General features: G+C 74.9%; 19 protein-coding genes and 2 tRNA genes. 16 read left to right on the top strand and 5 right to left on the bottom strand.

Translation table 11 applies throughout. The features are described from left to right. Positions 1 to 33: 33 nt before the first annotated feature. The 5 genes from FKM96_RS01190 (at position 34) to FKM96_RS01170 (ending at position 8,184) form a co-directional block, all read left to right on the top strand. Entirely contained in the window at positions 34 to 1,257 is a 1,224-nt protein-coding gene (locus FKM96_RS01190; RefSeq protein ID WP_147793704.1) for an SPFH domain-containing protein, read from the top strand. 536 nt (positions 1,258 to 1,793) lie between these two features. Next, positions 1,794 to 2,600, top strand: a complete 807-nt coding sequence (locus tag FKM96_RS20935; protein ID WP_210417338.1) for a TetR/AcrR family transcriptional regulator — start codon at positions 1,794 to 1,796, stop codon at positions 2,598 to 2,600. 224 nt (positions 2,601 to 2,824) lie between these two features. Beyond that, entirely contained in the window at positions 2,825 to 4,558 is a 1,734-nt protein-coding gene (locus FKM96_RS01180; RefSeq protein WP_147793703.1) for an ABC transporter ATP-binding protein, read from the top strand. Positions 4,559 to 4,701: 143 nt separating this feature from the next. After that, a complete protein-coding gene (locus FKM96_RS01175) occupies positions 4,702 to 6,639 on the top strand; it encodes an ABC transporter ATP-binding protein (protein ID WP_246855309.1) in 1,938 nt (645 codons plus the stop codon). A gap of 114 nt (positions 6,640 to 6,753) precedes the next feature. Further along, positions 6,754 to 8,184 carry an MFS transporter gene (locus tag FKM96_RS01170; RefSeq protein ID WP_147793702.1) on the top strand — a complete coding sequence of 477 codons (1,431 nt, stop codon included), beginning with the start codon at positions 6,754 to 6,756 and terminating at the stop codon, positions 8,182 to 8,184. Positions 8,185 to 8,342: 158 nt separating this feature from the next. Here the strand turns inward: FKM96_RS01170 and FKM96_RS01165 are convergent, their stop codons facing one another. Both FKM96_RS01165 and FKM96_RS01160 read right to left on the bottom strand, forming a co-directional pair. Beyond that, a complete protein-coding gene (locus tag FKM96_RS01165; RefSeq protein ID WP_147793701.1) occupies positions 8,343 to 9,014 on the bottom strand; it encodes an isochorismatase family protein in 672 nt (223 codons plus the stop codon). Between the two features lie 103 nt (positions 9,015 to 9,117). Further along, complete coding sequence (locus FKM96_RS01160; RefSeq protein ID WP_168216834.1) at positions 9,118 to 9,945, bottom strand: putative protein N(5)-glutamine methyltransferase; 828 nt, start codon at positions 9,943 to 9,945, stop codon at positions 9,118 to 9,120. A gap of 120 nt (positions 9,946 to 10,065) precedes the next feature. Between FKM96_RS01160 and FKM96_RS01155 the strand changes: the two genes are divergently transcribed. The 11 genes from FKM96_RS01155 (at position 10,066) to FKM96_RS01100 (ending at position 18,297) form a co-directional block, all read left to right on the top strand. Beyond that, a complete protein-coding gene (locus FKM96_RS01155; RefSeq protein WP_168216833.1) occupies positions 10,066 to 11,079 on the top strand; it encodes a methyl-accepting chemotaxis protein in 1,014 nt (337 codons plus the stop codon). 55 nt (positions 11,080 to 11,134) lie between these two features. Then, on the top strand, positions 11,135 to 11,590 hold the full coding sequence (locus tag FKM96_RS01150; RefSeq protein ID WP_147793700.1) for a DUF4262 domain-containing protein: 456 nt from the start codon (positions 11,135 to 11,137) through the stop codon (positions 11,588 to 11,590). Positions 11,591 to 11,762: 172 nt separating this feature from the next. Continuing rightward, positions 11,763 to 11,835, top strand: a tRNA-Leu gene (locus FKM96_RS01140). Positions 11,836 to 11,910: 75 nt separating this feature from the next. After that, on the top strand, positions 11,911 to 12,462 hold the full coding sequence (locus FKM96_RS01135; protein ID WP_147793699.1) for a hypothetical protein: 552 nt from the start codon (positions 11,911 to 11,913) through the stop codon (positions 12,460 to 12,462). 100 nt (positions 12,463 to 12,562) lie between these two features. After that, positions 12,563 to 12,634, top strand: a tRNA-Gly gene (locus FKM96_RS01130). A gap of 138 nt (positions 12,635 to 12,772) precedes the next feature. Then, complete coding sequence (locus FKM96_RS01125) at positions 12,773 to 14,194, top strand: PQQ-binding-like beta-propeller repeat protein (RefSeq protein ID WP_147793698.1); 1,422 nt, start codon at positions 12,773 to 12,775, stop codon at positions 14,192 to 14,194. Between the two features lie 15 nt (positions 14,195 to 14,209). Then, a complete protein-coding gene (locus FKM96_RS01120; protein WP_147793697.1) occupies positions 14,210 to 14,995 on the top strand; it encodes an alpha/beta fold hydrolase in 786 nt (261 codons plus the stop codon). A 159-nt stretch (positions 14,996 to 15,154) separates the two neighbouring features. Continuing rightward, on the top strand, positions 15,155 to 15,781 hold the full coding sequence (locus tag FKM96_RS01115; RefSeq protein WP_246855308.1) for an ANTAR domain-containing response regulator: 627 nt from the start codon (positions 15,155 to 15,157) through the stop codon (positions 15,779 to 15,781). A gap of 302 nt (positions 15,782 to 16,083) precedes the next feature. After that, positions 16,084 to 17,349: an ABC transporter substrate-binding protein gene (locus FKM96_RS01110; protein ID WP_147793695.1), complete on the top strand. Its 1,266-nt coding sequence runs from the start codon at positions 16,084 to 16,086 to the stop codon at positions 17,347 to 17,349. A gap of 116 nt (positions 17,350 to 17,465) precedes the next feature. Beyond that, a complete protein-coding gene (locus tag FKM96_RS01105; RefSeq protein WP_147793694.1) occupies positions 17,466 to 17,843 on the top strand; it encodes a VOC family protein in 378 nt (125 codons plus the stop codon). A 61-nt stretch (positions 17,844 to 17,904) separates the two neighbouring features. Beyond that, the gene (locus FKM96_RS01100) at positions 17,905 to 18,297 is read left to right on the top strand and encodes a DUF2277 domain-containing protein (RefSeq protein WP_147793693.1); all 393 of its coding nucleotides are present in this window, start codon (positions 17,905 to 17,907) and stop codon (positions 18,295 to 18,297) included. Between the two features lie 225 nt (positions 18,298 to 18,522). On the opposite strand, the gene FKM96_RS01095 is transcribed toward FKM96_RS01100, so the two are convergent. From FKM96_RS01095 to FKM96_RS01085, 3 genes are read right to left on the bottom strand one after another with little or no spacing between them, the layout of a single operon-like run. Further along, positions 18,523 to 19,359, bottom strand: coding sequence for an ABC transporter ATP-binding protein (locus FKM96_RS01095; protein ID WP_147793692.1), 837 nt, complete (start codon positions 19,357 to 19,359; stop codon positions 18,523 to 18,525). Beyond that, the gene (locus FKM96_RS01090) at positions 19,356 to 20,360 is read right to left on the bottom strand and encodes an ABC transporter ATP-binding protein (RefSeq protein WP_147793691.1); all 1,005 of its coding nucleotides are present in this window, start codon (positions 20,358 to 20,360) and stop codon (positions 19,356 to 19,358) included. Before FKM96_RS01090 ends, FKM96_RS01095 begins: the two co-directional genes overlap by 4 nt. Next, positions 20,350 to 21,336, bottom strand: coding sequence for a branched-chain amino acid ABC transporter permease (locus FKM96_RS01085; RefSeq protein ID WP_147793690.1), 987 nt, complete (start codon positions 21,334 to 21,336; stop codon positions 20,350 to 20,352). Before FKM96_RS01085 ends, FKM96_RS01090 begins: the two co-directional genes overlap by 11 nt. Positions 21,337 to 21,341 lie beyond the last annotated feature (5 nt).

Genomic DNA, 21,341 nt, shown 5'->3' with positions numbered 1-21,341 from the left:
GCCCCACCCGGGCCGCGGCTGGGAGGAGACGCAGTGGACGACCCGAGCATCGGCACGATCGTGGGGTGGGTGCTCCTCGCCATCCTCGTGATCTTCGTCGTGGTGACCCTGGCGCGGGCGGTGCGGGTCGTCCCGCAGACCGTCGCGCTGCTCGTCGAGCGGCTGGGCCGGTACCACCGGACCATGGACGCCGGCCTGCACCTGATCATCCCGTTCATCGACCGGGTCCGGGCGGGGGTCGACCTGCGCGAGCAGGTGGTGTCCTTCCCGCCGCAGCCGGTGATCACCTCCGACAACCTCGTCGTGAGCATCGACACCGTCATCTACTTCCAGGTGACCGAGCCCAAGTCCGCGGTCTACGAGATCGCGAACTACATCACCGGCATCGAGCAGCTCACGGTGACCACGCTCCGCAACGTCATCGGCTCGATGGACCTCGAGCAGACGCTCACCAGCCGCGACCAGATCAACGGCCAGCTCCGCGGCGTCCTCGACGAGGCGACCGGCAAGTGGGGCATCCGCGTGAACCGCGTCGAGCTCAAGAGCATCGACCCGCCCGCCTCCGTGCAGGGCGCGATGGAGCAGCAGATGCGCGCCGAGCGCGACCGCCGCGCCGCGATCCTCACCGCCGAGGGCGTCAAGCAGTCCCAGATCCTCACCGCCGAGGGCGAGAAGCAGGCCGCGATCCTCCGCGCCGAGGGTGCCGCGCAGTCGGCGATCCTCACCGCCGAGGGCGAGTCCCGCGCGATCCTCCAGGTGTTCGACGCCGTCCACCGCGGCGACGCCGACCCCAAGCTGCTGGCCTACCAGTACCTGCAGGCGCTGCCGAAGCTCGCCGCGACGCCCGCCAACAAGGTGTGGATCGTGCCGTCCGAGCTGACCGGCATGCTCGGCCAGTTCACGCAGGGCTTCGCGGGCGCGTTCGGCGGCGCGGGCGGCGCGGCCCCGGAGGGTGCGCCGTCGGGCCGGGCGGCGGGGGAGTCCCCGCTCGGGCCGGACGACCTCCCGCCGGTCGCGCTGACCGACCCGAAGGAGGCGCTCGCCGAGGCGCGGCGCGAGTCCGAGGCCGCCACCGCCGACGCCACCAGCGCCGGCACCTACAGCGGCCGGCCGTTCGACCCGGTCGCCGAGGCCGGGCAGCGGCCGCAGCCGGGCGCGACGCGGCGCGAGCAGCGCGACGCGGGCGAGGGTCAGCTCCCGCCGGTCCAGCCCGAGCCGCCCGCGCAGCCGGGCCCGCCCGCGCCGCCGGCGCCGTGAGCCGGGGCCGCGCGCGCTGACGTGCGGCACGCTCGACCCGACGCCCGTCGCACCCTCCGGGGTGCGGCGGGCGTCGTCGCGCGGCAGCGGTGGCGGCAGCTCGCGTCGAGATCGGTCGTTCGTGCCGAGATCGGTGGTTCGCGTCGAGAACGGTGGCTGGAAGCGCCGATCTGGGCGCGAACTACCGATCTCACGGGGTCGGGCGTCGTGTTCGGTGGGTGTCGCCGAGTTCGGTGGCCGTACGCGCCGAACTCGGCGGGACGTACCGAACGCGTCGACCGCGCGGGCGAGCTCGTCGGCATCCGGTGCCGAGATAGGACCGTCGCGCCGAGGTAGGACCGTCCAGGGTCCTACCTCGGCGCGGCGGCCCTATCTCGACGGCTGGAGGCGCCGGGCGGTGGGGGCGCCGGGAGGTCGGGGGCGCCGCGAGGTGGGGGGTGCCGCCGGGGAGTCGCCGACGAGGCGAGCAACCGCAGACGTTCGCCCGGGACGAACGGCCTGGACGAGTGAGTGCTCACTCACTTAGGCTCGGCGGCATGGACGAGCCCCGGACCGGACGCGCGCGGCCGATGAGCCGCGACGAGCGACGCGCCGCCATCGCGCTCGCCACGGTCCCGCTGCTCGAGGCGCACGGCGCGCAGGTGTCGACCCGGCAGATCGCCGTGGCCGCCGGGGTCGCCGAGGGCACCCTGTTCCGGGCGTTCGACGACAAGGTCGAGCTGCTGACCGCCGCCGCGGAGCGCGCGCTCGACCCGGCCGCCGGCGTCGCGGAGATCGACGACCTGCCCCGGGCCGCGGACCTCGCCGCCGAGCTCGCCCAGCTGGCCGACGTGATGGCCGCCCGCGGGCGTCGGGTGCGGCGGGTCATGTTCGCGGTGCACGCCATCCTCGCGTCCGACGAGGGCCGCCGCGCCGCCGCCGTGCGCGGGGCGCGCGGTGCCGACCCGCTCGGTCGCCCGATCCCCGAGCCCGCGCACGCCGGCGCCGACGCCGCGCACGCCGCCGACGCCGCACGCGCGGGCGTCGCGGACGCCCGCGCCGCCTCCGCCGACCCCGCCCCCGGCGCGCACCACCACGCCCCCGGCCACCGCCCCGGCGACCGGCTCCCGCTGCACGGCCCCTCCGGCCGCGACGCCCGGCTGCGCGCGCTCGCCGAGGTCCGCGCGGCGGTGGTCCGGCGCGTCGAGGCGTACCGTGACGAGCTGCGCATCGAGCCCGAGCGGCTCGCGCACCTGCTGATCGCAGCGGTGATGGGGCAGGGCCCGCCGGTCCTGCCCGACGACGACGGGGTCCCGGTCACCGAGCTCGTCGACGTGCTGCTGCACGGCGCCGCCCGCACCTGAGGCCCGCGCCCTCGAAGACCACCGAGCGCGTCGCGACCGACCCGGCGCCCCGACACCACCCCTGCCCGCGCGGGGGAGCTCACCCGCCCAGGCCCCGGTTCGATCCCCGGGGCCGCCCGCCACGACCCCGGCCTCGCCGCCGGGCGCCGCACCCGTCCGCCCCGCCCGGCCAGCGCCGCGGACGCACCGTCCCGCCCCGGCCCGCCGCCCCACCCGGGAGACCCATGCTGCTCCGCCTGCTCCGGGACTACCTGAGGCCCTACCGGCCCCAGGTCGTCGCCGTGCTGCTGCTCCAGCTCGCGCAGACCATCGCGACGCTGTACCTGCCCAGCCTGAACGCCGACATCATCGACAAGGGCGTCGCCGTGGGCGACACCGGCTACATCATGCGGATCGGCGCCGTGATGCTGGGCGTCAGCCTGCTCCAGGTCGCCTGCTCGATCGCCGCGGTGTACTTCGGCGCGCGGGTCGCGATGGCCTTCGGCCGGGACCTGCGCGAGGGGCGCTGTTCACCCGCGTGCAGGACTTCCGCCCAGGAGATGGGCCAGTTCGGCGCCCCGTCGCTCATCACCCGCACCACGAACGACGTGCAGCAGGTGCAGATGGTCGCGCTGCTGTCGTTCACCATCATGCTGATGGCCCCGATCATGCTGGTCGGGGGTGTCGTGCTCGCGCTGCAGGAGGACGTGGCGCTGTCCGGGCTGCTGCTGGTCGTGGTGCCGGTGCTCGGGATCGTCGTCGGGCTGATCGTCAGCCGGATGGTGCCGTACTTCCGGACGATGCAGAAGCGGATCGACGCGATCAACCGCGTGATGCGCGAGCAGATCACCGGCCTGCGGGTCATCCGCGCGTTCGTGCGGGAGCGCCGCGAGGCCGCCCGGTTCGCCGAGGCGAACGACGCGCTGTTCGACACCTCGCTGCGGGTCGGCCGGCTCATGTCGCTGATGTTCCCGACGGTCATGCTCATCATGAACATCACCAGCGTGGGCGTGCTGTGGTTCGGGGCGGGCCGGATCGAGGCCGGCGACATGCAGATCGGCGCCCTGACCGCGTTCCTCAGCTACATCATGTACATCCTGATGGCGGTCATGATGTCGACGATGATGTTCGTGATGGTGCCCCGCGCCGTCGTGTCGTCGGAGCGCATCACGGCCGTCCTCGACACCGAGTCGTCGGTCGTCCCGGCGGCGCAGCCCGTCCGGCTCGAGCGTCCTCAGGGCCGCCTGGAGCTGCGCGGCGTCGAGTTCCGGTACCCGGGCGCCGAGCGCGCCGTCCTGCACGGCGTCGACCTGGTCGCCGAGCCCGGGCAGACCACCGCCGTCATCGGCTCGACCGGCTCGGGCAAGACCACCCTGGTCAACCTGGTGCCGCGGCTGTTCGACGCGACGGCCGGCACGGTCGCCGTCGACGGCGTGGACGTGCGCGACCTGGCCCCCGAGGACCTGTGGTCGATGGTCGGCCTCGTGCCGCAGCGGCCCTACCTGTTCAGCGGCACCGTCGCGTCGAACCTGCGGTACGGCAACCCGGACGCCACCGACGAGGACCTCTGGCACGCGCTCGAGGTCGCGCAGGCGCGGTCGTTCGTCGCCGAGATGCCCGGGGGCCTGGACGCCCCGATCGCGCAGGGCGGCACCAACGTGTCGGGCGGGCAGCGGCAGCGGCTCGCGATCGCCCGGGCCCTGGTCCGCAAGCCGGCGATCTACTTGTTCGACGACTCGTTCTCGGCGCTCGACTTCGCCACCGACGCGGCGCTCCGGGCCGCGCTGGTGCCGGAGACGCGCCGGTCGGCGGTCGTCGTGGTCGCCCAGCGCGTCGCCACGATCCGCGACGCGGACCGGATCGTCGTCCTCGACGAGGGCGCCGTCGTCGGCACCGGCACGCACGCCGAGCTCATGGCGTCGTGCGCCACCTACCAGGAGATCGTCCTGTCCCAGCTCAGCGTGGAGGAGGCGGCGTGAGCGCGCAGGACCGGACCGCCCGGACCCCGGACCCGACCCCGGACGACAGCCGGGACGTCGCGGGCGTCGCCCGGGACACCGCCACCGAGCCACCCGCCCAGGCCTCCGCCGCCGCGGCGCCGGCCGCCCAGACCCCGCGGCGGATGCCCCGGCGCGGGATGGGGCCCGGCCCCGGCATGGGGATGGGCATGCCCGGGGAGAAGTCCCTCGACTTCAGGGGCTCCCTCAAGCGCCTGGCCGGCGTGCTGCGCCCCGAGTGGCCGAAGCTCGCGGCGGTGCTGCTGCTCGGGATCGTCTCGGTGGCGCTCGCGGTCACCGGGCCGAAGGTGCTCGGCAACGCGACCAACGTCATCTTCAACGGCGTCGTCGGCGCGCAGCTGCCCGAGGGCGTCACCAAGGCGCAGGCGATCGAGGGCCTGCACGCTCAGGGGCAGGACCGGCTCGCCGACATGCTCGGCGGCATGGACGTCGTGCCCGGGCAGGGCATCGACTTCACCAGCCTGCGGAACCTGCTGCTCGCCGTCGTCGCGATCTACGTCGTCTCGGCGCTGTTCGGCTGGCTGCAGGGCTGGATCACGACGGGCGTCGTGCAGCGCGTGGTGTTCGGCCTCCGCGAGCAGGTGGAGGCCAAGCTCGGCCGGCTGCCGCTCAAGTACTTCGACGGGCAGCCGCGCGGCGAGGTGCTAAGCCGGGTCACCAACGACATCGACAACGTCGCCCAGACGCTGCAGCAGACGCTGTCCCAGCTCATCACGGCCGTGCTGACCGTCGTCGGCGTGCTCGGGATGATGTTCTGGATCTCCCCGCTGCTGGCGCTGGTCGCGCTCGTGACCATCCCGCTGTCCGTGGCCGTGACGGCCGCGATCGCCAAGCGGTCCCAGCCGCAGTTCATCGTGCAGTGGACCTGGACCGGCAAGCTCAACGCCCACATCGAGGAGATGTACACCGGGCACGCGCTGGTCAAGGTGTTCGGCCGGCAGCGCCAGGCGGTGCAGGAGTTCCACGACCAGAACGACGAGCTCTACACCGCGTCGTTCAAGGCGCAGTTCATCTCCGGGATCATCCAGCCGGCGATGGGCTTCATCGCGAACCTCAACTACGTGATCGTCGCGGTGGTCGGCGGCCTGCGGGTCGCGTCCGGGACCCTGACGCTCGGCGACGTGCAGGCGTTCATCCAGTACTCCCGCCAGTTCACGCAGCCGATCACCCAGATCGCCTCGATGATGAACCTGCTGCAGTCGGGCGTCGCGTCCGCCGAGCGGGTGTTCGAGCTGCTCGACTCCGACGAGCAGGAGCCCGACCCGGCGCGGCCGGCGCGACTGCCGGCGCGGGTGCAGGGACGGGTCGCGTTCGAGGACGTCTCCTTCCGGTACGTGCCGGAGACGCCGCTCATCGACGGCCTGTCCCTGGTCGCCGAGCCCGGGCAGACCGTCGCGATCGTCGGGCCCACCGGCGCCGGCAAGACCACGCTGGTCAACCTGCTCATGCGGTTCTACGAGATCGACGGCGGGCGGATCACCCTCGACGGCGTCGACACCCGGGAGCTCACGCGCGACGACCTGCGCTCGCGGGTCGGCATGGTGCTGCAGGACACCTGGCTGTTCGGCGGCACGATCCGGGACAACATCGCGTACGGCGTCGAGGACGTCCCGGAGGACCGGCTGGTCGAGGCCGCGGTCGCCACGCACGTCGACCAGTTCGTGCGCGCGCTGCCCGACGGCTACGACACCGTGATCGACGACGAGGCGGCGAACCTGTCGGCGGGGGAGAAGCAGCTGTTGACCATCGCCCGCGCGTTCCTCGCCGACCCGGCGATCCTGGTGCTCGACGAGGCGACGTCCTCCGTCGACACCCGGACCGAGGTGCTCGTGCAGCAGGCGATGAACGCGCTCCGGTCGGGGCGGACGTCGTTCGTCATCGCGCACCGGCTGTCGACCATCCGGGACGCGGACGTCATCCTCGTCATGGAGCACGGGTCGATCGTCGAGCAGGGGTCGCACGACGAGCTGCTGGCCGCCGGGGGTGCGTACGCCCGGCTGTACGCGAGCCAGTTCGCCGCGGCGGTGGCCGTGCAGGACTGACGGCGACGGGGCGGGCGGCGACACCGCCCAGCCCACCTGCTCGTCCGGCCGCGGGCCGGGGTCCCGATCCGGGGTCCCGGCCCGCGGCGCACCGCCGCCACTAGGGTCGGCGGCGTGACGACGCAGACCCCGGCACCGGCGCCGAGGCTCCACCGGGACCGGTTCACCCTCACCCTCGACGGCGTGTTCGTCACGTGGGGCTGGCTGCTCTACTCCTTCAACCCGAGCGTGCCGCTGCTGGCCGCCGAGCTCGGGGTGTCGAACGCCCAGGCCGGTCTGCACGGCACCGCGATGGCGGTGGGCGCGGTGCTGGCCGCGGCGATCACGCCGCGGGCAGTTCTGCGGTTCGGTCGACGGTCGACTCTCGTCGTGGCCGCCGTGGTGATCGCGGCGGGCATCGTGCTGCTCACCACCGGGTGGGCGCTTCCGGTGACGCTCTCCGGCATGGTGGTCGTGTCGGTCGGCGGCAACGTCGCGGTGAGCGCCGCGCAGGCGGGGCTGGTGCTGCACCACGGGCGCACCGCGTCCGCGGCGGTCACCGAGGCGAACGGGGTCGGGTCGGGGATCGGGCTGCTCGGGCCGCTCGCGGTCGGGGCGTGCGTGGCGGCGGGCTGGGGCTGGCGGCCGGCGGTCGCGGTGACCGCGGCGCTCGCGCTGGCGACCGCGGTGGCGGTGCGGCTGCTGCCCGAGCAGGGCGCGCTGGGGCGGCCGGGGCGCGTGCCCGACCCCGCGACGGCTCGGGCGTCCCGGCTACCGGGGACGGCTCGCCGGCCGGCGTCGCGCCCGGGGGTACCCGGGCCCGGGACGTCGCACCCGCCCCGGCCGGCGTCGAGCGCAGCGGCGCCCGGGCCCCGGACGGCGAGCCCGGACCGCTCGCGCGACCCCGGCGCCGCCGAGGTGCGGGCGCGTGCGGATCAGCAGGGTTCGCGGTCGAAAGCGGCCGCGGCGGGGCGCGCGGTGCTGGCGTCGCGGTGGTTCCTCGTCGCGGTGGTGGCGGCGCTGGCGCTCGAGAACGCGACCACCTACTGGGCGACGGACCTGGTCCGGGACCGCACCGGCGCCGGCGCGGGCATCGCCACGGCCACGACCGCGGGGCTCGTCGCCGGGATGACGCTGATCCGGTTCGTCGTCGGGCCGCTGTCGCTGCGGGTGTCGCCCGCCCGGCTGCTCGCCGCCTCGTTCGGCGTGGCGGTCGCCGGCTGGGCCGTGCTGTGGACCGCGACGAGCGCCTCGGTCGCGCTCGTCGGGCTGTTCCTGGCCGGGCTCGGGTACGGCGCGCAGTACCCGCTCGGGATCGCGCTGCTGCTCGGTGCCGCGGGCGGCGCGACGGACGCGGCACAGGCGCGGGCGACCGTCGGCGGTGGGGTGGCCGTGGGGCTCGCGCCGTTCCTGCTGGGGGCGCTCGCGGACGCCGTGGGGTCGCACACGGCGTTCCTGGTGGTGCCGGTGCTGGCGGTCGTCGGCGGGGTGGCGGCGGTGGCAGGCGGCCGAGCGTGGCGGCGCGAGCGTCCGGGCGTGCCGGTCCCGGCAGGCGAGCCGGCCTGACCGGGGCGCGCGAGGTCGTCACATCGGCGTGAGGTCGTCAGTACGCGACGAGGTCGTCACAAACGAGCGACGACCTCACCGGGTTGTGACGACCCCAGGGTCGCGGAGGCGGTCGGCGCGTCGCGGGACGGTCCCGGTGCTTGCCGACGTCCGTGCGGTCAGCGGGCGTCGGAGGTGGTGAGCGTGACGCCGCGCGCGGCGAGCCGGGTGAGCGCGTCGATCGTGGTCCGCACCCCGACGCCCGCGGTGAGGTCGGTGAGCACGCGCACGTCGAACCCGGCGGCCAGCGCGTCGAGCGCCGTGGCGGTCACGCAGTGGTCGGTGGCGAGGCCGACGACGTCCACGCCGTCGACGTCCCGCGCCCGGAGCGCGTCGGCGAGCCCGGCGGGAGCCGCGTCGGCGAGCGCCCCTGCCTCCGCGGCGGACGCGGCACCCGTCCGGCCGGACTCGGCACCCGTCCCGCCGGCGCCGGGCGTCAGCACGCCCTCGAAGCCCGAGTAGTCCTGCCGGCCCTGCCCCTTGCGCACGTGCACGGCGTCCGCGGGCAGCCGCAACGCCGGGTGGTACGCCGCGCCGGCGGTGTCGCGGACGCAGTGCTCGGGCCAGGTGGCGACGTAGTCCGGCTCGGCGCCCACCGCGAAGTGGCCCGCGTTGTCGTGGGGGAGCGGCTCGTGCCAGTCGGCGGTGGCGACGACGACGTCGTACGCGTCGGCCGCGCGGGACAGGAAGGCGGTGACCTGCTCGGCGACGGCAGCGCCGCCCGCGACGGCCAGGGCGCCGCCCTCGCAGAAGTCGTTCTGCACGTCCACCACGATCAGCGCGCGAGCCACCGGGACCTCCTCCTCGCCGGGCGCCGGGGTGCGCCCGCCCGCACCCAGCCTAGGCGCGGGCGGGGCGGAGCCGTTGATCGGGCTCGTGGTGCGCGTCGCCGGGCTACGCGCCGCGGCGGGTCGCGACCACCACGGTGCCGTCCAGGTCGTCGTCGTGCACGACCCGCACGGTCAGGCCTTGGCCCTCGCACGCCGCGGCGGTGGCGCCCGCCTGCCGGACGCTGGTCTCGACGAGCAGGTGCCCGCCCGGCGCGAGCCAGCGCGGCGCGGACGCAGCCACCCGACGGTGCAGGTCGACGCCGTCGGCGCCGCCGTCGAGGGCGACGCGCGGCTCGTGGTCCCGGGCCTCGGTCGGCATGTGGGCGATCTCGGCGGTCGGGACGTACGGCGCGTTGGCCACCAGGACGTCCACCCGGCCCTCCAGCGCTGCGGGCAGCGGGGCGTCGAGGTCGCCGAGCAGCACGGTCGCGTCCGCCGGGCCGAGCGCCGCCGCGTTCCGCCGGGCGCAGGCGACCGCGGCCGGGTCGAGGTCGACGGCCCACAGCGCGACGCCGGGGCGCTCGGCGGCAACCGCGAGCCCCACCGCGCCCGTCCCGCAGCACAGGTCGACGACGACGGGACCGTCGCCGGCCGCGTCGCCCCGCAGCGCCCGTACCGCCTCGCGCACCAGCAGCCCGGTGCGCGCCCGCGGCACGAACACCCCCGGCTCCACCCCGATCCGCAGGCCCCGGAACCCGGCCCACCCGACGACCTGCTCCAGCGGCTCCCCGGCCACCCGGCGCGCGGTCATCGCGTCCAGCTCCGCCGCGTCCCGGGCCTCCGCCACGAGCAGCGCCGCCTCGTCCTCGGCGAACACGCACCCGGCGCCGCGCAGCCGGGCGACGAGCGCGGCCAGCGCGGCGGCGTCGAGATCCAGGGGCACGGCGGGCAATCTACGCCGCCGCGCGCACCCGCCGTCCGAACCCGCGCCCCCGGGTCGCTCAGCGCGCGGTCCCGCCCGCCGATAGAGCGGACGAGTCGGGGGACTGGGGTTCGTCGGAGGGACGACGTCGTGCCGGAACGGGTCGTGCGGCTGGCCGAGGAGGTCGGTCGCGTCACGGGTGAGAAGCTGCAGGGCATCGAGCAGGTCGCCCGCAGCACGAAGATGCTCGCGCTGAACGCGCTCATCGAGTCCGCGCGCGTCGGCGAGGCGGGCGCGGGGTTCGCGGTCGTCGCGCGGGAGGTCGGCGAGGTCGCCGACCGCGCGCGGGCGCTGTCGGAGGAGCTCTCGTCGGAGCTGCGCCCGCGGATCGACGAGCTGACCGTCCTCGGGCACGAGCTCGTCGGCCGGGTGCGCGGGCAGCGGCTCGCGGACCTGGCACTGAACGTGATCGAGCTGATGGACCGCAACCTGTACGAGCGGTCGTGCGACGTGCGGTGGTGGGCGACCGACGCGGCGCTGGTCGACGCCCTCGCGACGGGCGACCCGGGCGCGGCGCGGCACGCCGGCGACCGGCTGGCGACGATCCTGCGCAGCTACACCGTCTACCTCGATCTCTGGCTGGCCGACGCGTCCGGTCGGGTCGTCGCCCGGGCGGGCACCGGCGGCGCTCCCGGCGTGGTCGGCTCGGATGTGCGCGACGAGCCGTGGTTCCGTGCCGCGCTCGCCACCCGGTCCGGTGACGACTACGCCGCCCTCGACGTCACCCCGCACCGCGCGCTCGGCGCGCTCACGGCGACGTACGCGACCGCCGTGCGCGAGGGCGGCCGCGCCGACGGCCGGCCGCTGGGCGCGCTGGGCGTCTTCTTCGACTGGGAGCGGCAGGCGCAGGCGATCGTCGACGGCGTGCGGCTCGGACGGGGCGAGCGCGAGGCCACCCGCGTGCTGATCCTCGACCGGGACGGGCTGGTGCTCGCGGCGTCCGACAGGGCGGGGGTGCTCGCGGAGCGGGTCGCGCTGCGCACCGGCGACCGCGCGACCGGGGCCTACGAGGAGGACGGCCGCGCGGTGGGGTTCGCGGCGACCCCGGGTTACGAGACGTACGCCGGGCTCGGCTGGTACGGCGCGCTGGTGCAGCAGGGCTGAGCCGCCGACCCGGCCGCTCGGCCGGCGTGTGGGTGGGCGGGTGCAGGGTGGCGTGATGGACGAGGTCGAGGCGGTCGGGTGGCTCAGCCACCTGCAGGGGATGGCGGACAGGCACGGGTGGGCCCTGCAGTGGGTCGGCCCCGGTGACGACGGCGAGCTGCAGTTCTGCTACACGACGGGGCTCTACCAGTACGACCTGCCGGAGCTGATCGTGTTCGGCCCGTGCCCGGACGACGCCGCGCGGCTGCTCAACACACTGGGTGCGCGGATGCGCGCCGGGCAGCGGTACGTCGACGGCGACCCGATCGACGACGTGCGGCGGAACGCTCGGCTCATGGAGGTGCTGGACTCGCGCGGGCACCTGATCATGGCGCACGCGCTGGCGCGCGCGACGCGGCCGCTGCCGGCGCTCCAGGTGATCTACCCGGACCGCGACGGGCGGTGGCCGTGGCAGCCGGGGTCGCGGATCGCGAACGTGCCGATCCTGGGGATCGTGCCCGACGTCGGGTGACGGCACGGGCGACGGCGCCCCTGGGGTGAACGTTCACCCGGACGCCCGAACCGCGCCTGGCGTGGCTCGGGTCGCTGGCGCGGGCGGGCGTGCTGCCGGCGCCGGAGCGGGTGCCGGCGGACGCCGGGGCGGCGGTCGGGGGGCCGCCCGCGCGCCGGTAGCCTGGTGCGGCGCCCCGATAGCCCAACGGCAGAGGCAATCGGCTCAAACCCGATCCAGTGTGGGTTCGAATCCCACTCGGGGCACCGCTCACGCGCCCTGCGCGAGACCCGCCTCGTGCGCGGGGGACACCGACGGCTCGGTACCGCGATGCTGGCCCCATGACGTCCCGCCGCTCGACCGTCCTCGTCATCCTCGTCGGCGGCGTGCTCGGCGCCGCCGCGGGCGCCGCGCTCGCCCGCTGGGTGTTCCACCAGGAGGACCTGAGCACGGGGTGGGTGATCGGCGGCGCCGCGGCCGTCGGGGTGGGCCTCGGTGACGTCCTGTCGAGGAGGCTCCAGCGCCGCCGGGCGGCCACCGGCGCGCGCACCGGGCGCTTCGCGGGGTCGGTGCGCACGGCCGACGGCGAGACCGGCCTCGGCTCGCGCTGGGTCGCGGCGGTGCTCGACGTCGACCGGACGGGGGTGACCGTCGTGCGGCTCGCGCTCGGCATGCGGCCCCTGCGCCGGGCGCCCGTCCGGCTCGCGGTCGACGGCGTGCGCCGGACCGGTCGGCGCACCGGACGGGGGGACGCGCTGCGCGTGGCCCCGGGGCTGGAGGTCCTCGCGCTCGACGTGCCGGGCGGGGTCGTCGAGGTGGCCGTCGAGGCGCCGTCGGCGGACCACCTCGTGAAGCGTCTGACGGCCATCGGCGGCCCGCGCGCCACCCCCTGAGGCGCGGACGGCGGCGCGTCGCGGTTTCGCGAAAGCCCCGCGCGCCCTGTACTGTCCTATCTCGCCTCGCGGCCCGGGAACGGGCCGAGGACGAGGCCGTGCGGACGTGGCTCAGTGGTAGAGCATCACCTTGCCAAGGTGAGGGTCGCGGGTTCGAATCCCGTCGTCCGCTCCGCAGCCGCAGCGCCCGGGCACCTCGTGCCCGGGCGCTGCGTCGTTCCCGGGGGCGGGTCGGCGGGCACGCTGATCAGTGCCGACGTCCGACGCCGAACTCGCCCGCGGCGACCGTCCGTCCGCCTACGGTGAGCGCATGGGGGCGGGGCGCATGGCCGAGGTGCAGCTGGACGACGCCGGCGAGCCGGCACCGCCGGACGCCCCGGCGGCCCCCGGCCGCGCCCGTCGCGGCCGCGCCGTCCTGCGACGGTGGTGGCCGCTGCCCGTCGCCGGGGTGCTCACGGTCGTGGCGTGGCAGGCCGTCGCGGACGCCCGGATCGAGTCGACGGCCGAGCGGCTGCGCGAGACGCCTGGCGTCATTGCGACGACGGTGACCCCGCCGCTCGACCCGACGCCGATGGTCTCGCCGGAGCTGGCGACGGCGATGTACGGCGGCGTGTCCACGCAGGACGGGTTCGTCGCCGCGACGGTGGTCGGCGGGGCGTCCGACCCGGTGCGCGTCGTCGGGATCGACCCCGCCGACGGCGAGCAGGTCTGGAGCGTCGACGTCGCCGGCCCGCCGGACCCCGGACTGTCCAGCCGTGGGTTCGCCTGCGACAGCGGCACGGACGACCCGGCCCGGGTCCTGTGGTGCGAGCTCACCGACTACCGGGACGCCTCCGGCGCGCCGGAGGCCACCCGGCTGGTCGAGGTCCACCTCGGTGACCACGCCGTCCGCAGCGAGCGCGAGCTGGACCCCGGTGCGTCGGCCGTCGCGGTCGGGCACGCCCTCGTCGTGGGGACCCCCGGTGACGCGTCCGTCCGCCTGGTCGCGACCGACGTCCGCACCGGTGAGCAGCTCTGGGCCGCCGACGTGCCGGAGCCGCTCGCCCCGGGGAGCGGCAGCGGCTGGCTGTCCCGCGCGGGCGGCCACGTCCTGGTCGTCGCGGCCAGCGCGACCTGGGCGGTCGACGCCGGGAGCGGGAGCGTGCAGGCCGGCGGCGCCGGGGTCGCCGTCGTCCGTGGCGACCGGCTGGTCGACCTCCAGGGCTCGAGCCGCACGCTCCTGCTGGGCGCCGACGGCTCCGGGACCGCGGAGACCGACGGGCAGGTGCAGCTCCTGGCGCCGGACGACGGCTCCGCGCCGGACGTGCTCGTGGTCGAGGTCGCCGACGGCTCGCTGGAGCGCCGGCTCCGGGGGGTCGACGCGGCCTCCGGCGAGGTGCTCTGGGAGCGGCCGTCGGACGGCATGGCCTCCACCAACCGCCTGCTCCTCGACGGCGTCCTGTACGGCAGCGGCGACCGCGGCCGGCTGTGGGCGGTCGACGCCCTGTCCGGTGAGGAGCGGTGGAGCACCCAGGGCGGCGTCCTCGACGACTACCGCCTGATGACGGACGGCGTCCACCTGCTCCGCGTCGAACGGGACGCCCGGTCCGGGGACCCGGTGCTCGCCGCCTACGCCCTCGGCTCCGGCCGGCCGGCGTGGACCACGCCGCTGCCGCCGGGGGTCGACAGCGTGTGGACCCAGGGCGGCATCCTGTACGGGCACGGGGAGGACGGCGCCGTCGTCCTCCGCTGACCGGGGGTGGCGCGCATGGAGCTCACGACGCACGGCGTCCCCGTGCACCACGTCGCGCACGGCGCCGGCCGCACGGTCGTCGTGCTGCACGGGGCCGGGGTGGACCACCGGGAGCCCGAGGCCTGCCTCGACCCGGCGCTCGCGGCCGCCGGCGGGCTGCGCCGGGTGTACCCGGACGTCCCCGGGCACGGCCGCACACCCGCGCCGTCCGCGCTGCGCTCCGAGGACGACGTCGTGGACGTGCTGGTCGGGTTCGTCGCGGAGATCGCGGGCGGCGAGCCGGTGCTGCTGGCCGGGCACTCGGCGGGCGCCCACGACGCCCGGGGGGTCGCGGCGCGGCGCCCCGACCTCGTCGCCGGGCTGGCGCTGGTCTGCCCGCTGGTCGCCGGCGGGCACGACGTCCCGGCGCACGAACCCGTCGTCCGCGACGACCACCTGGGCGACGCGGAGTTCCGCGGGTACTTCGTCGTCCAGACCCCGGCGATGCTCGACCGGTACCGGCGGTTCGTCGAGCCGGGCGCGGCGCTCGCGGACGGCCCGGCGAACGCGCGGATCGGGGAGCGCTGGGAGATCACGGGGCTGGACGCGCCGGGAGCCCGCTACGAGGGGCCGGTCCTCGTCGTCGCCGGTCGCCGGGACTCCGTCGTCGGGTACGCCGGCGCGGTCGACCTCCTGGAGCGGTACCCCCGCGCCACCCTGGCGGTCGTCGACGGGGCGGGCCACGCCCTGCCGCACGAGCGCCCCGAGGTCCTCGCGGCGCTGCTGACCGACTGGGTCGCGCGGGTGCGCGACGGCCGCTGACCCGGGCCGCATTCGCTACCGACCGGTCGGCGTGCGCAGGTTCACAGGCCCGGGGACGCGCCGGAACCGCGCGAGGTCCTAGAATCTCTCCTCGTGAGCACCCAGGACGCGACGCCGAGCGGCGACGAGAACGCCGCCGACCCCACTCTCGACCTCGACATCCCGCAGGCCCGCGCGGCCGAGCAGGCGCCCGAGGCGGCCGCCAAGCCGGCCCGCCGTGCGGTCGTCGCGGAGGACGAGGCCCTGATCCGGATGGACGTCGTCGAGACGCTCCGCGAGGCGGGCTTCGACGTCGTGGGCGAGGCGGGTGACGGCGAGCAGGCCGTGGCCCTCGCGACCGAGCTCAAGCCCGACGTCGTCGTCATGGACGTCAAGATGCCGGTGCTCGACGGCATCTCCGCGGCCGAGCGCATCGCGAAGGCGCACCTCGCGCCGGTCGTGCTGCTCACCGCGTTCTCGCAGACCGAGCTGGTCGAGCGCGCACGCGACGCCGGCGCGATGGCCTACGTCGTCAAGCCGTTCAGCCCGGCCGACCTGCTGCCGGCGGTCGAGATCGCGATCTCCCGCTACGCGCAGATCACCGCGCTCGAGTCCGAGGTCGCCGACCTCGCCGAGCGGTTCGAGACCCGCAAGCGCGTCGACCGCGCCAAGGGCCTGCTCATGACCAAGATGGGCCTGACGGAGCCGGAGTCGTTCCGGTGGATCCAGAAGACCTCCATGGACCGCCGCCTCACCATGCGCGAGGTCGCGGACGCGGTCATCGACCAGGTCGGCGGCGGCTCCTGATCCCCGCGTCCTGAGTCTCCCCGAGGCCCGGTCCACCGCACGGTGGGCCGGGCCTCGTGCTGTCGGAGCACCCTGTCGTGTCCACGATGTGATCCACGCCACAGTCTGGCGGCGTGTCGTGCCACGATCCGCGTCTTCCCGCGGGAAGGTCACGAATCGGCACCGGTCATCCGGTGTGACATGCACGACACGCGGCGGACACATGGGGCGCATACCTTCACGGCCACACACCGCCGGTGGCACCACCCCGGCATCCGGCCGGGGCTCCCGGCAGGCAGTACTCACCGACAGGAGTACCACGCATGATTCGTACGACACATGCCGTCCAGGCGGCGGCTCTCGCCGGCGCCGTCGCGCTCGTGCTGACCGCGTGCGCCGGCGGCGACGACGGCGGGTCGGGCGGCGACGAGACGGCGGACGGCGACGCCGGCCCGCTGATCATCGGCACCCTGCTGCCCCAGACCGGCACGCTGGCGTACCTCGGCCCGCCGGAGATCGCGGGCGTCGACCTGGCGGTCCAGGAGATCAACGAGGCGGGCGGCGTCCTCGGCTCGGACGTCGAGGTCATCCACGCGGACTCGTCCGACGCCGACCACGCCGAGGTCGCCACGCAGTCGGTCACCGACCTCATCTCGCAGGACGTCCAGGTCATCGTCGGTGCGGCGTCCTCGTCGGTCACGCTCAACGTCGTCGACGACATCACGGGTGCCGAGATCGTGCAGATCTCCCCGGCGAACACCGCGACGTCCCTGTCGGGCTACTCCGACTTCTACTTCCGCACCGCCCCGCCGGACACCGTCCAGGGCGCCGCGCTCGGCAACCTCATCACCGGTGACGGCCACGCCAACATCGGCATCCTGGTGTTCAACGACGACTACGGCACCTCGCTGCGCAACGTCGTCAAGACCACGGTCGAGGACGCGGGCGCCACGGTCGTCTACGGCAACGAGGGCGAGGAGTTCGACCCGGCCGCGAGCAGCTTCGCGACCGACGTGACCGCGCTCATGGCGACCAGCCCCGACGCCGTCGTGGTCCTGGCGTTCGAGCAGACCAAGCAGATCATCCCCGAGCTCGTCGCCGCGGGCGTCGACCCGGCCACGATCTACATGGTCGACGGCAACACGGCCGACTACTCCGCGGACTTCGACCCGGGCACCCTCGAGGGCGCGCAGGGCACCATCCCCGGCGCGTTCCCGAGCGACGACTTCCAGGCCCGCCTGAAGGAGGTCGACCCCGCGCTGACGGACTACGCCTACGGCCCCGAGTCGTACGACGCGACCATCCTGGCGGCCCTCGCGGCGGTCAAGGGCGGCGGCACCGACGGCCCCACCATCCAGGCCAACATGGCTGCGGTGTCGGGCGCCGACGGCGGCGAGGAGTGCACCTCGTACGCGGACTGCGTCGAGCTGCTCGACGCCGGCGAGGACATCCAGTACGTCGGCCAGGCCGGCATCGGTCCGTTCAACGAGGACAACGACCCGGCCTCCGCGTTCATCGGCGTGTACAAGTACGGCGCCGACAACAAGAACGTCTGGGTGAAGGCGGTCGAGGGCTCCGTCGGCGAGTGACGACGGACGCCTGAGCCTCCGGGCGACGAGGGCCCGGGACGCGTGCGGCGTCCCGGGCCCTCGGTCGTCCCCGGCGGGCGAGGGCGGTGTCGGTGGCCGGGCGTAGCGTCCGGGGCATGGACTACCGACTGGAGCTCGTGCAGGTGCCCGTCTCCGACGTGGACCGGGCCAAGGACTTCTACACGCAGCGCGCCGGGTTCGTGCTCGACCACGACCACGAGGTCGGCGGCGGCATCCGGTTCGTGCAGCTGACGCCGCCCGGCTCGGGGGCGTCCATCGCGATCGGGACCGGGCTGACGACGATGCCGCCCGGCTCCGTCGAGGGGTTGCAGCTCGTCGTCGCGGACATCGACGCCGCGCGCGAGGAGCTCACCGGCCGCGGGCTCGAGGTGGGGGAGGTGCAGGACTTCCCGTGGGGGCGGTTCCTGTTCTTCGCCGACCCCGACGGCAACCGGTGGGCCGTGCAGCAGGTCGTGCACCCGTCGGCCGGCTGAGGCGGGGCCCGGTCTCGCCGAGGTCTTCCCGGGAGGCCGGGCCCGACCTACCGTGGGCGGCATGTGCCGGAACATCACCACGCTGCGGGGCCTCGAGCCCGCCGCGACCGACGAGGAGATCGTGGCCGCGGCCCGTCAGTTCGTCCGCAAGGTCACCGGCGTGCAGTCGGTGAGCGCCGCGACGGCCGAGCCGCTCGACCGCGCGGTCGGCGAGATCGCCGCCATCGTGACGCGGCTGCTCGACGAGCTGCCCGAGCGGCGGCGGCCGCCGGCGACGGTCCCGCCGCTGCGCCGCCCGGAGGTCCGCGCGCGCCTGGGCATGCCGCCGTTCGACGGCGAGGGCGAGCACGACCACCCGCACGAGCACGACCACGACGACCACACGCACGAGCACGACGACCACGCGCACGAGCACGACGGCCACACGCACCCGCACGAGCACGTGCACGCCTGACCTCGACTGCGAGTCCGGCGGTTCGCGCCGAAGGTCGGTGCGCAACCGGCGAGCTCGCGGAACCGCCGAGCTCGTGCTCACGGTTCGCCGCCGTGCCCGGTGCCAGGCAAGCGCCGCCGCTCTGCGCCCAGCGAGCAGTCGACACGTCGAGGGGGTAGCCGGCGACTGCTCGCTCGACGCGTCGACTACCCCCTCGCGGTCCCGGGGTCGCCCGGGAGCCGTCCGTCAGCCGGCCGGCGGCGCCGGGGGTGCGGTCGGCGGGCGGTCCGCCGCTGCCGCCTCGACGTCCGTCGCCAGCGTGCCGAGGTACAGCTCGATCACCTTCGGGTCGTGCATCAGCTCGCGTCCCGGGCCCGAGTACGCGTTCGACCCCTGGTCCAGCACGTACGCCCGGTCGCAGATCTGCAGGCAGCGTCGGGCGTTCTGCTCGACGATGACCACCGACACCCCGGCCTTGTTGATCTTCCGGGTGCGCAGGAACGTCTCGTCCTGGCGCACCGGGGACAGGCCGGCGGACGGCTCGTCGAGCAGCAGCACCGACGGGTCCATCATCAGCGCGCGGGCCATGGCGACCATCTGCCGCTCGCCGCCGGACAGCGACCCGGCGCGCTGCTTGCGCCGCTCGCCCAGCACCGGGAACAGGTCGACGATGAAGTCGAACCGCTCGGTGAACCGCTTCGGCGCCTGGAACAGCCCCATCTCCAGGTTCTCCTGGATGGACAGCGACGGGAACACGTTGTTGGTCTGCGGCACGAACCCGACGCCGCGCCGGACCAGCGAGTCGGCTCGGTGGTTGGTGATCTCCTCGCCCTTCAGCACGACCGAGCCGGACCGGATGGTCACGAGCCCGAACAGCGCCTTGAGCAGCGTCGACTTCCCGGCGCCGTTCGGGCCGATGATGCCGACGAGCTCGCCGGGGTGCACGACCAGGTTGCAGTCGTTGAGGATGTTGACGCCCGGCACGTAGCCCGCCACCAGGTCGGTCGCCGCGAGCAGCGGCTCCCCGGCGGGGGCGCCGCGGTGGACGGTCGAGGGGTCGGACCCCTGCACGGCGGTGCTCATCGCGAGCCCTCCTCGGTCGTCGGGGCGGCCGCGGCCGCCGCCTGGTTCGCCTGCTCCTCGGCCTGGAGCTGCTCGATGCTGCCGTCGTCCAGCAGCGCGTCGTCGCCCAGGTCGGTGTCGTGGTGCGCGCCGAGGTAGGCGTCGATGACGGCCTGGTCGGCCATGACGTCCTCGGGCGGGCCCTCGGCGACGATCCTGCCCTCGGCCATCACGACCACCCAGTCCGAGATGTGCCGGACCATGTGCATGTCGTGCTCGACGAACAGCACCGTGGTGCCCTCCTCACGCAGGGCCTGGATGTGCCCGAGCAGCGACTGGGTGAGCGCGGGGTTCACGCCGGCCATCGGCTCGTCGAGCATGACCATCGTGGGCTTCGACATCAGCGCGCGCGCCATCTCCAGGAGCTTGCGCTGGCCGCCGGACAGCGAGCCGGCGTAGTCGTCGCGCTTGGCGTCGAGCTTGAACCGGACCAGCAGCTCCTCGGCCTGCTCGGTGATCTCCTGCTCCCGCGCCTTCCACAGCGGCGGGACCAGGGCGGTGAACAGATTCTCGCCGGACTGCTTCGTGGCACCCAGCTTCATGTTCTCGATCACCGTCATGCGCGACAGCGCCTTGGTGAGCTGGAAGGTGCGCACCATGCCGGACCGGGCGACGCGCGCCGCCGAGACCCCGGACAGGGACCGGCCCTCGAAGGACCAGGTGCCGGTCGAGGGCTTGTCGAACCCGGTGAGCAGGTTGAACAGCGTCGTCTTGCCGGCGCCGTTCGGCCCGATGAGCGCGGTGATCGCGCCGCGCTGCACCTCGAAGTGCCCGACGTCGACGGCGGTCATGCCGCCGAAGTGCCGGGTGACCTGGTCGGCGACGACGATCGCGTCGGGCTTGGGCACGCCGGGGGTGTGTGCGACGTGCGCCAGGTCGGCGGTGACGCGGTCCCGGCCGGACGCGGTGGTGGCGTGCGGCGTGGCGGCGGGGACGTGGCCCCGGGGGAGGTCAGCGGACATCGATCGCCAGCTCCTTCTTGTCGCCGAGGATGCCTTGTGGCCGGAAGATCACCAGGAGCATCAGCGTGACGCCGACGATGATCCAGCCGAACTGCTCGATCTGCTCGGTGCGCATGATCGACTCCGGCACCCCGGCGCGCATGACCGACTTGATGAGCATGAGCGACACCCAGAAGATGATCGACCCGAGGACGGGCCCGAACACCGTCGCGGCCCCGCCGAGCAGCAGGATCGTCCAGATGAAGAAGGTCATCGGGCGTCCCATCGAGTCGGGCTGCACGGCGCGTGGCAGGACGTAGATGATGCCCGCGACGGCGCCGATCACGCCGCCGAGCACCAGGGCCTGCATCTTGTAGGAGTAGACGTTCTTGCCGAGCGAGCGCACGGCGTCCTCGTCCTCCCGGATGCCCTTGAGCACCCGGCCCCACGGGCTGCGGATCAGCAGCCAGACGAGCAGGCAGGCGAGGGCGACGACGGCCCACCCGACGATGCGCACCCACCAGGAGTTCGAGGCGTTCATCGCGTACTCGAACGGCCCGAGGGCGAACGTCCCGTCGGGGAACGGCGAGGCGTCCTGGAACGAGTCCTTGTAGGAGTTGCCGCGCAGGCCCGACGAGGCGCCGGTCAGCTCGGTGAGCGCGGTCGACCGGCCGACGAGCCGGACGATCTCCGCGGCGGCGATCGTCACGATCGCCAGGTAGTCGCCGCGGAGCTTGAGGGTCGGGATGCCGAGCAGGAGGCCGAACACGGCGGCGCAGGCGATCGCGACGAGCACGGCGGCCCACAGGGGCCAGCCGGCGATGGTGGAGATCGCGAAGCCGTAGGCGCCGAGCAGCATGAACCCGGCCTGGCCGAAGTTCAGCAGGCCCGTGAGGCCGAAGTGCACGTTGAGGCCGATGGCGGCGAGCGCGTAGGCGGCGGTCGTCGGGGCGAAGATCTCGCCCGCGACGTTGACGAGGATGCGGGACCAGTCCATGTCGG

The sequence above is a fragment of the Cellulomonas sp. Y8 genome (assembly GCF_008033115.1).
Taxonomy (GTDB): Bacteria; Actinomycetota; Actinomycetes; order Actinomycetales; family Cellulomonadaceae; genus Cellulomonas.
The sequence above is the reverse complement of the archived record's forward strand: the minus strand, read 5'-3'. Positions and strand labels throughout refer to the sequence as shown.

Bases quoted from the DNA above. Each gene is read 5' to 3' on its own strand.
- FKM96_RS20935 (WP_210417338.1), top strand. From the start codon at position 1,794: ATGGACGAGCCCCGGACCGGACGCGCGCGGCCGATGAGCCGCGACGAG.
- FKM96_RS01180 (WP_147793703.1), top strand. From the start codon at position 2,825: ATGCTGCTCCGCCTGCTCCGGGACTACCTGAGGCCCTACCGGCCCCAG.
- FKM96_RS01175 (WP_246855309.1), top strand. From the start codon at position 4,702: ATGCCCCGGCGCGGGATGGGGCCCGGCCCCGGCATGGGGATGGGCATG.
- FKM96_RS01150 (WP_147793700.1), top strand. From the start codon at position 11,135: ATGGACGAGGTCGAGGCGGTCGGGTGGCTCAGCCACCTGCAGGGGATG.
- FKM96_RS01135 (WP_147793699.1), top strand. From the start codon at position 11,911: ATGACGTCCCGCCGCTCGACCGTCCTCGTCATCCTCGTCGGCGGCGTG.
- FKM96_RS01125 (WP_147793698.1), top strand. From the start codon at position 12,773: ATGGGGGCGGGGCGCATGGCCGAGGTGCAGCTGGACGACGCCGGCGAG.
- FKM96_RS01120 (WP_147793697.1), top strand. From the start codon at position 14,210: ATGGAGCTCACGACGCACGGCGTCCCCGTGCACCACGTCGCGCACGGC.
- FKM96_RS01110 (WP_147793695.1), top strand. From the start codon at position 16,084: ATGATTCGTACGACACATGCCGTCCAGGCGGCGGCTCTCGCCGGCGCC.
- FKM96_RS01105 (WP_147793694.1), top strand. From the start codon at position 17,466: ATGGACTACCGACTGGAGCTCGTGCAGGTGCCCGTCTCCGACGTGGAC.
- FKM96_RS01100 (WP_147793693.1), top strand. From the start codon at position 17,905: ATGTGCCGGAACATCACCACGCTGCGGGGCCTCGAGCCCGCCGCGACC.
- FKM96_RS01095 (WP_147793692.1), bottom strand. From the start codon at position 19,359: ATGAGCACCGCCGTGCAGGGGTCCGACCCCTCGACCGTCCACCGCGGC.
- FKM96_RS01090 (WP_147793691.1), bottom strand. From the start codon at position 20,360: ATGTCCGCTGACCTCCCCCGGGGCCACGTCCCCGCCGCCACGCCGCAC.
- FKM96_RS01085 (WP_147793690.1), bottom strand. From the start codon at position 21,336: ATGGACTGGTCCCGCATCCTCGTCAACGTCGCGGGCGAGATCTTCGCC.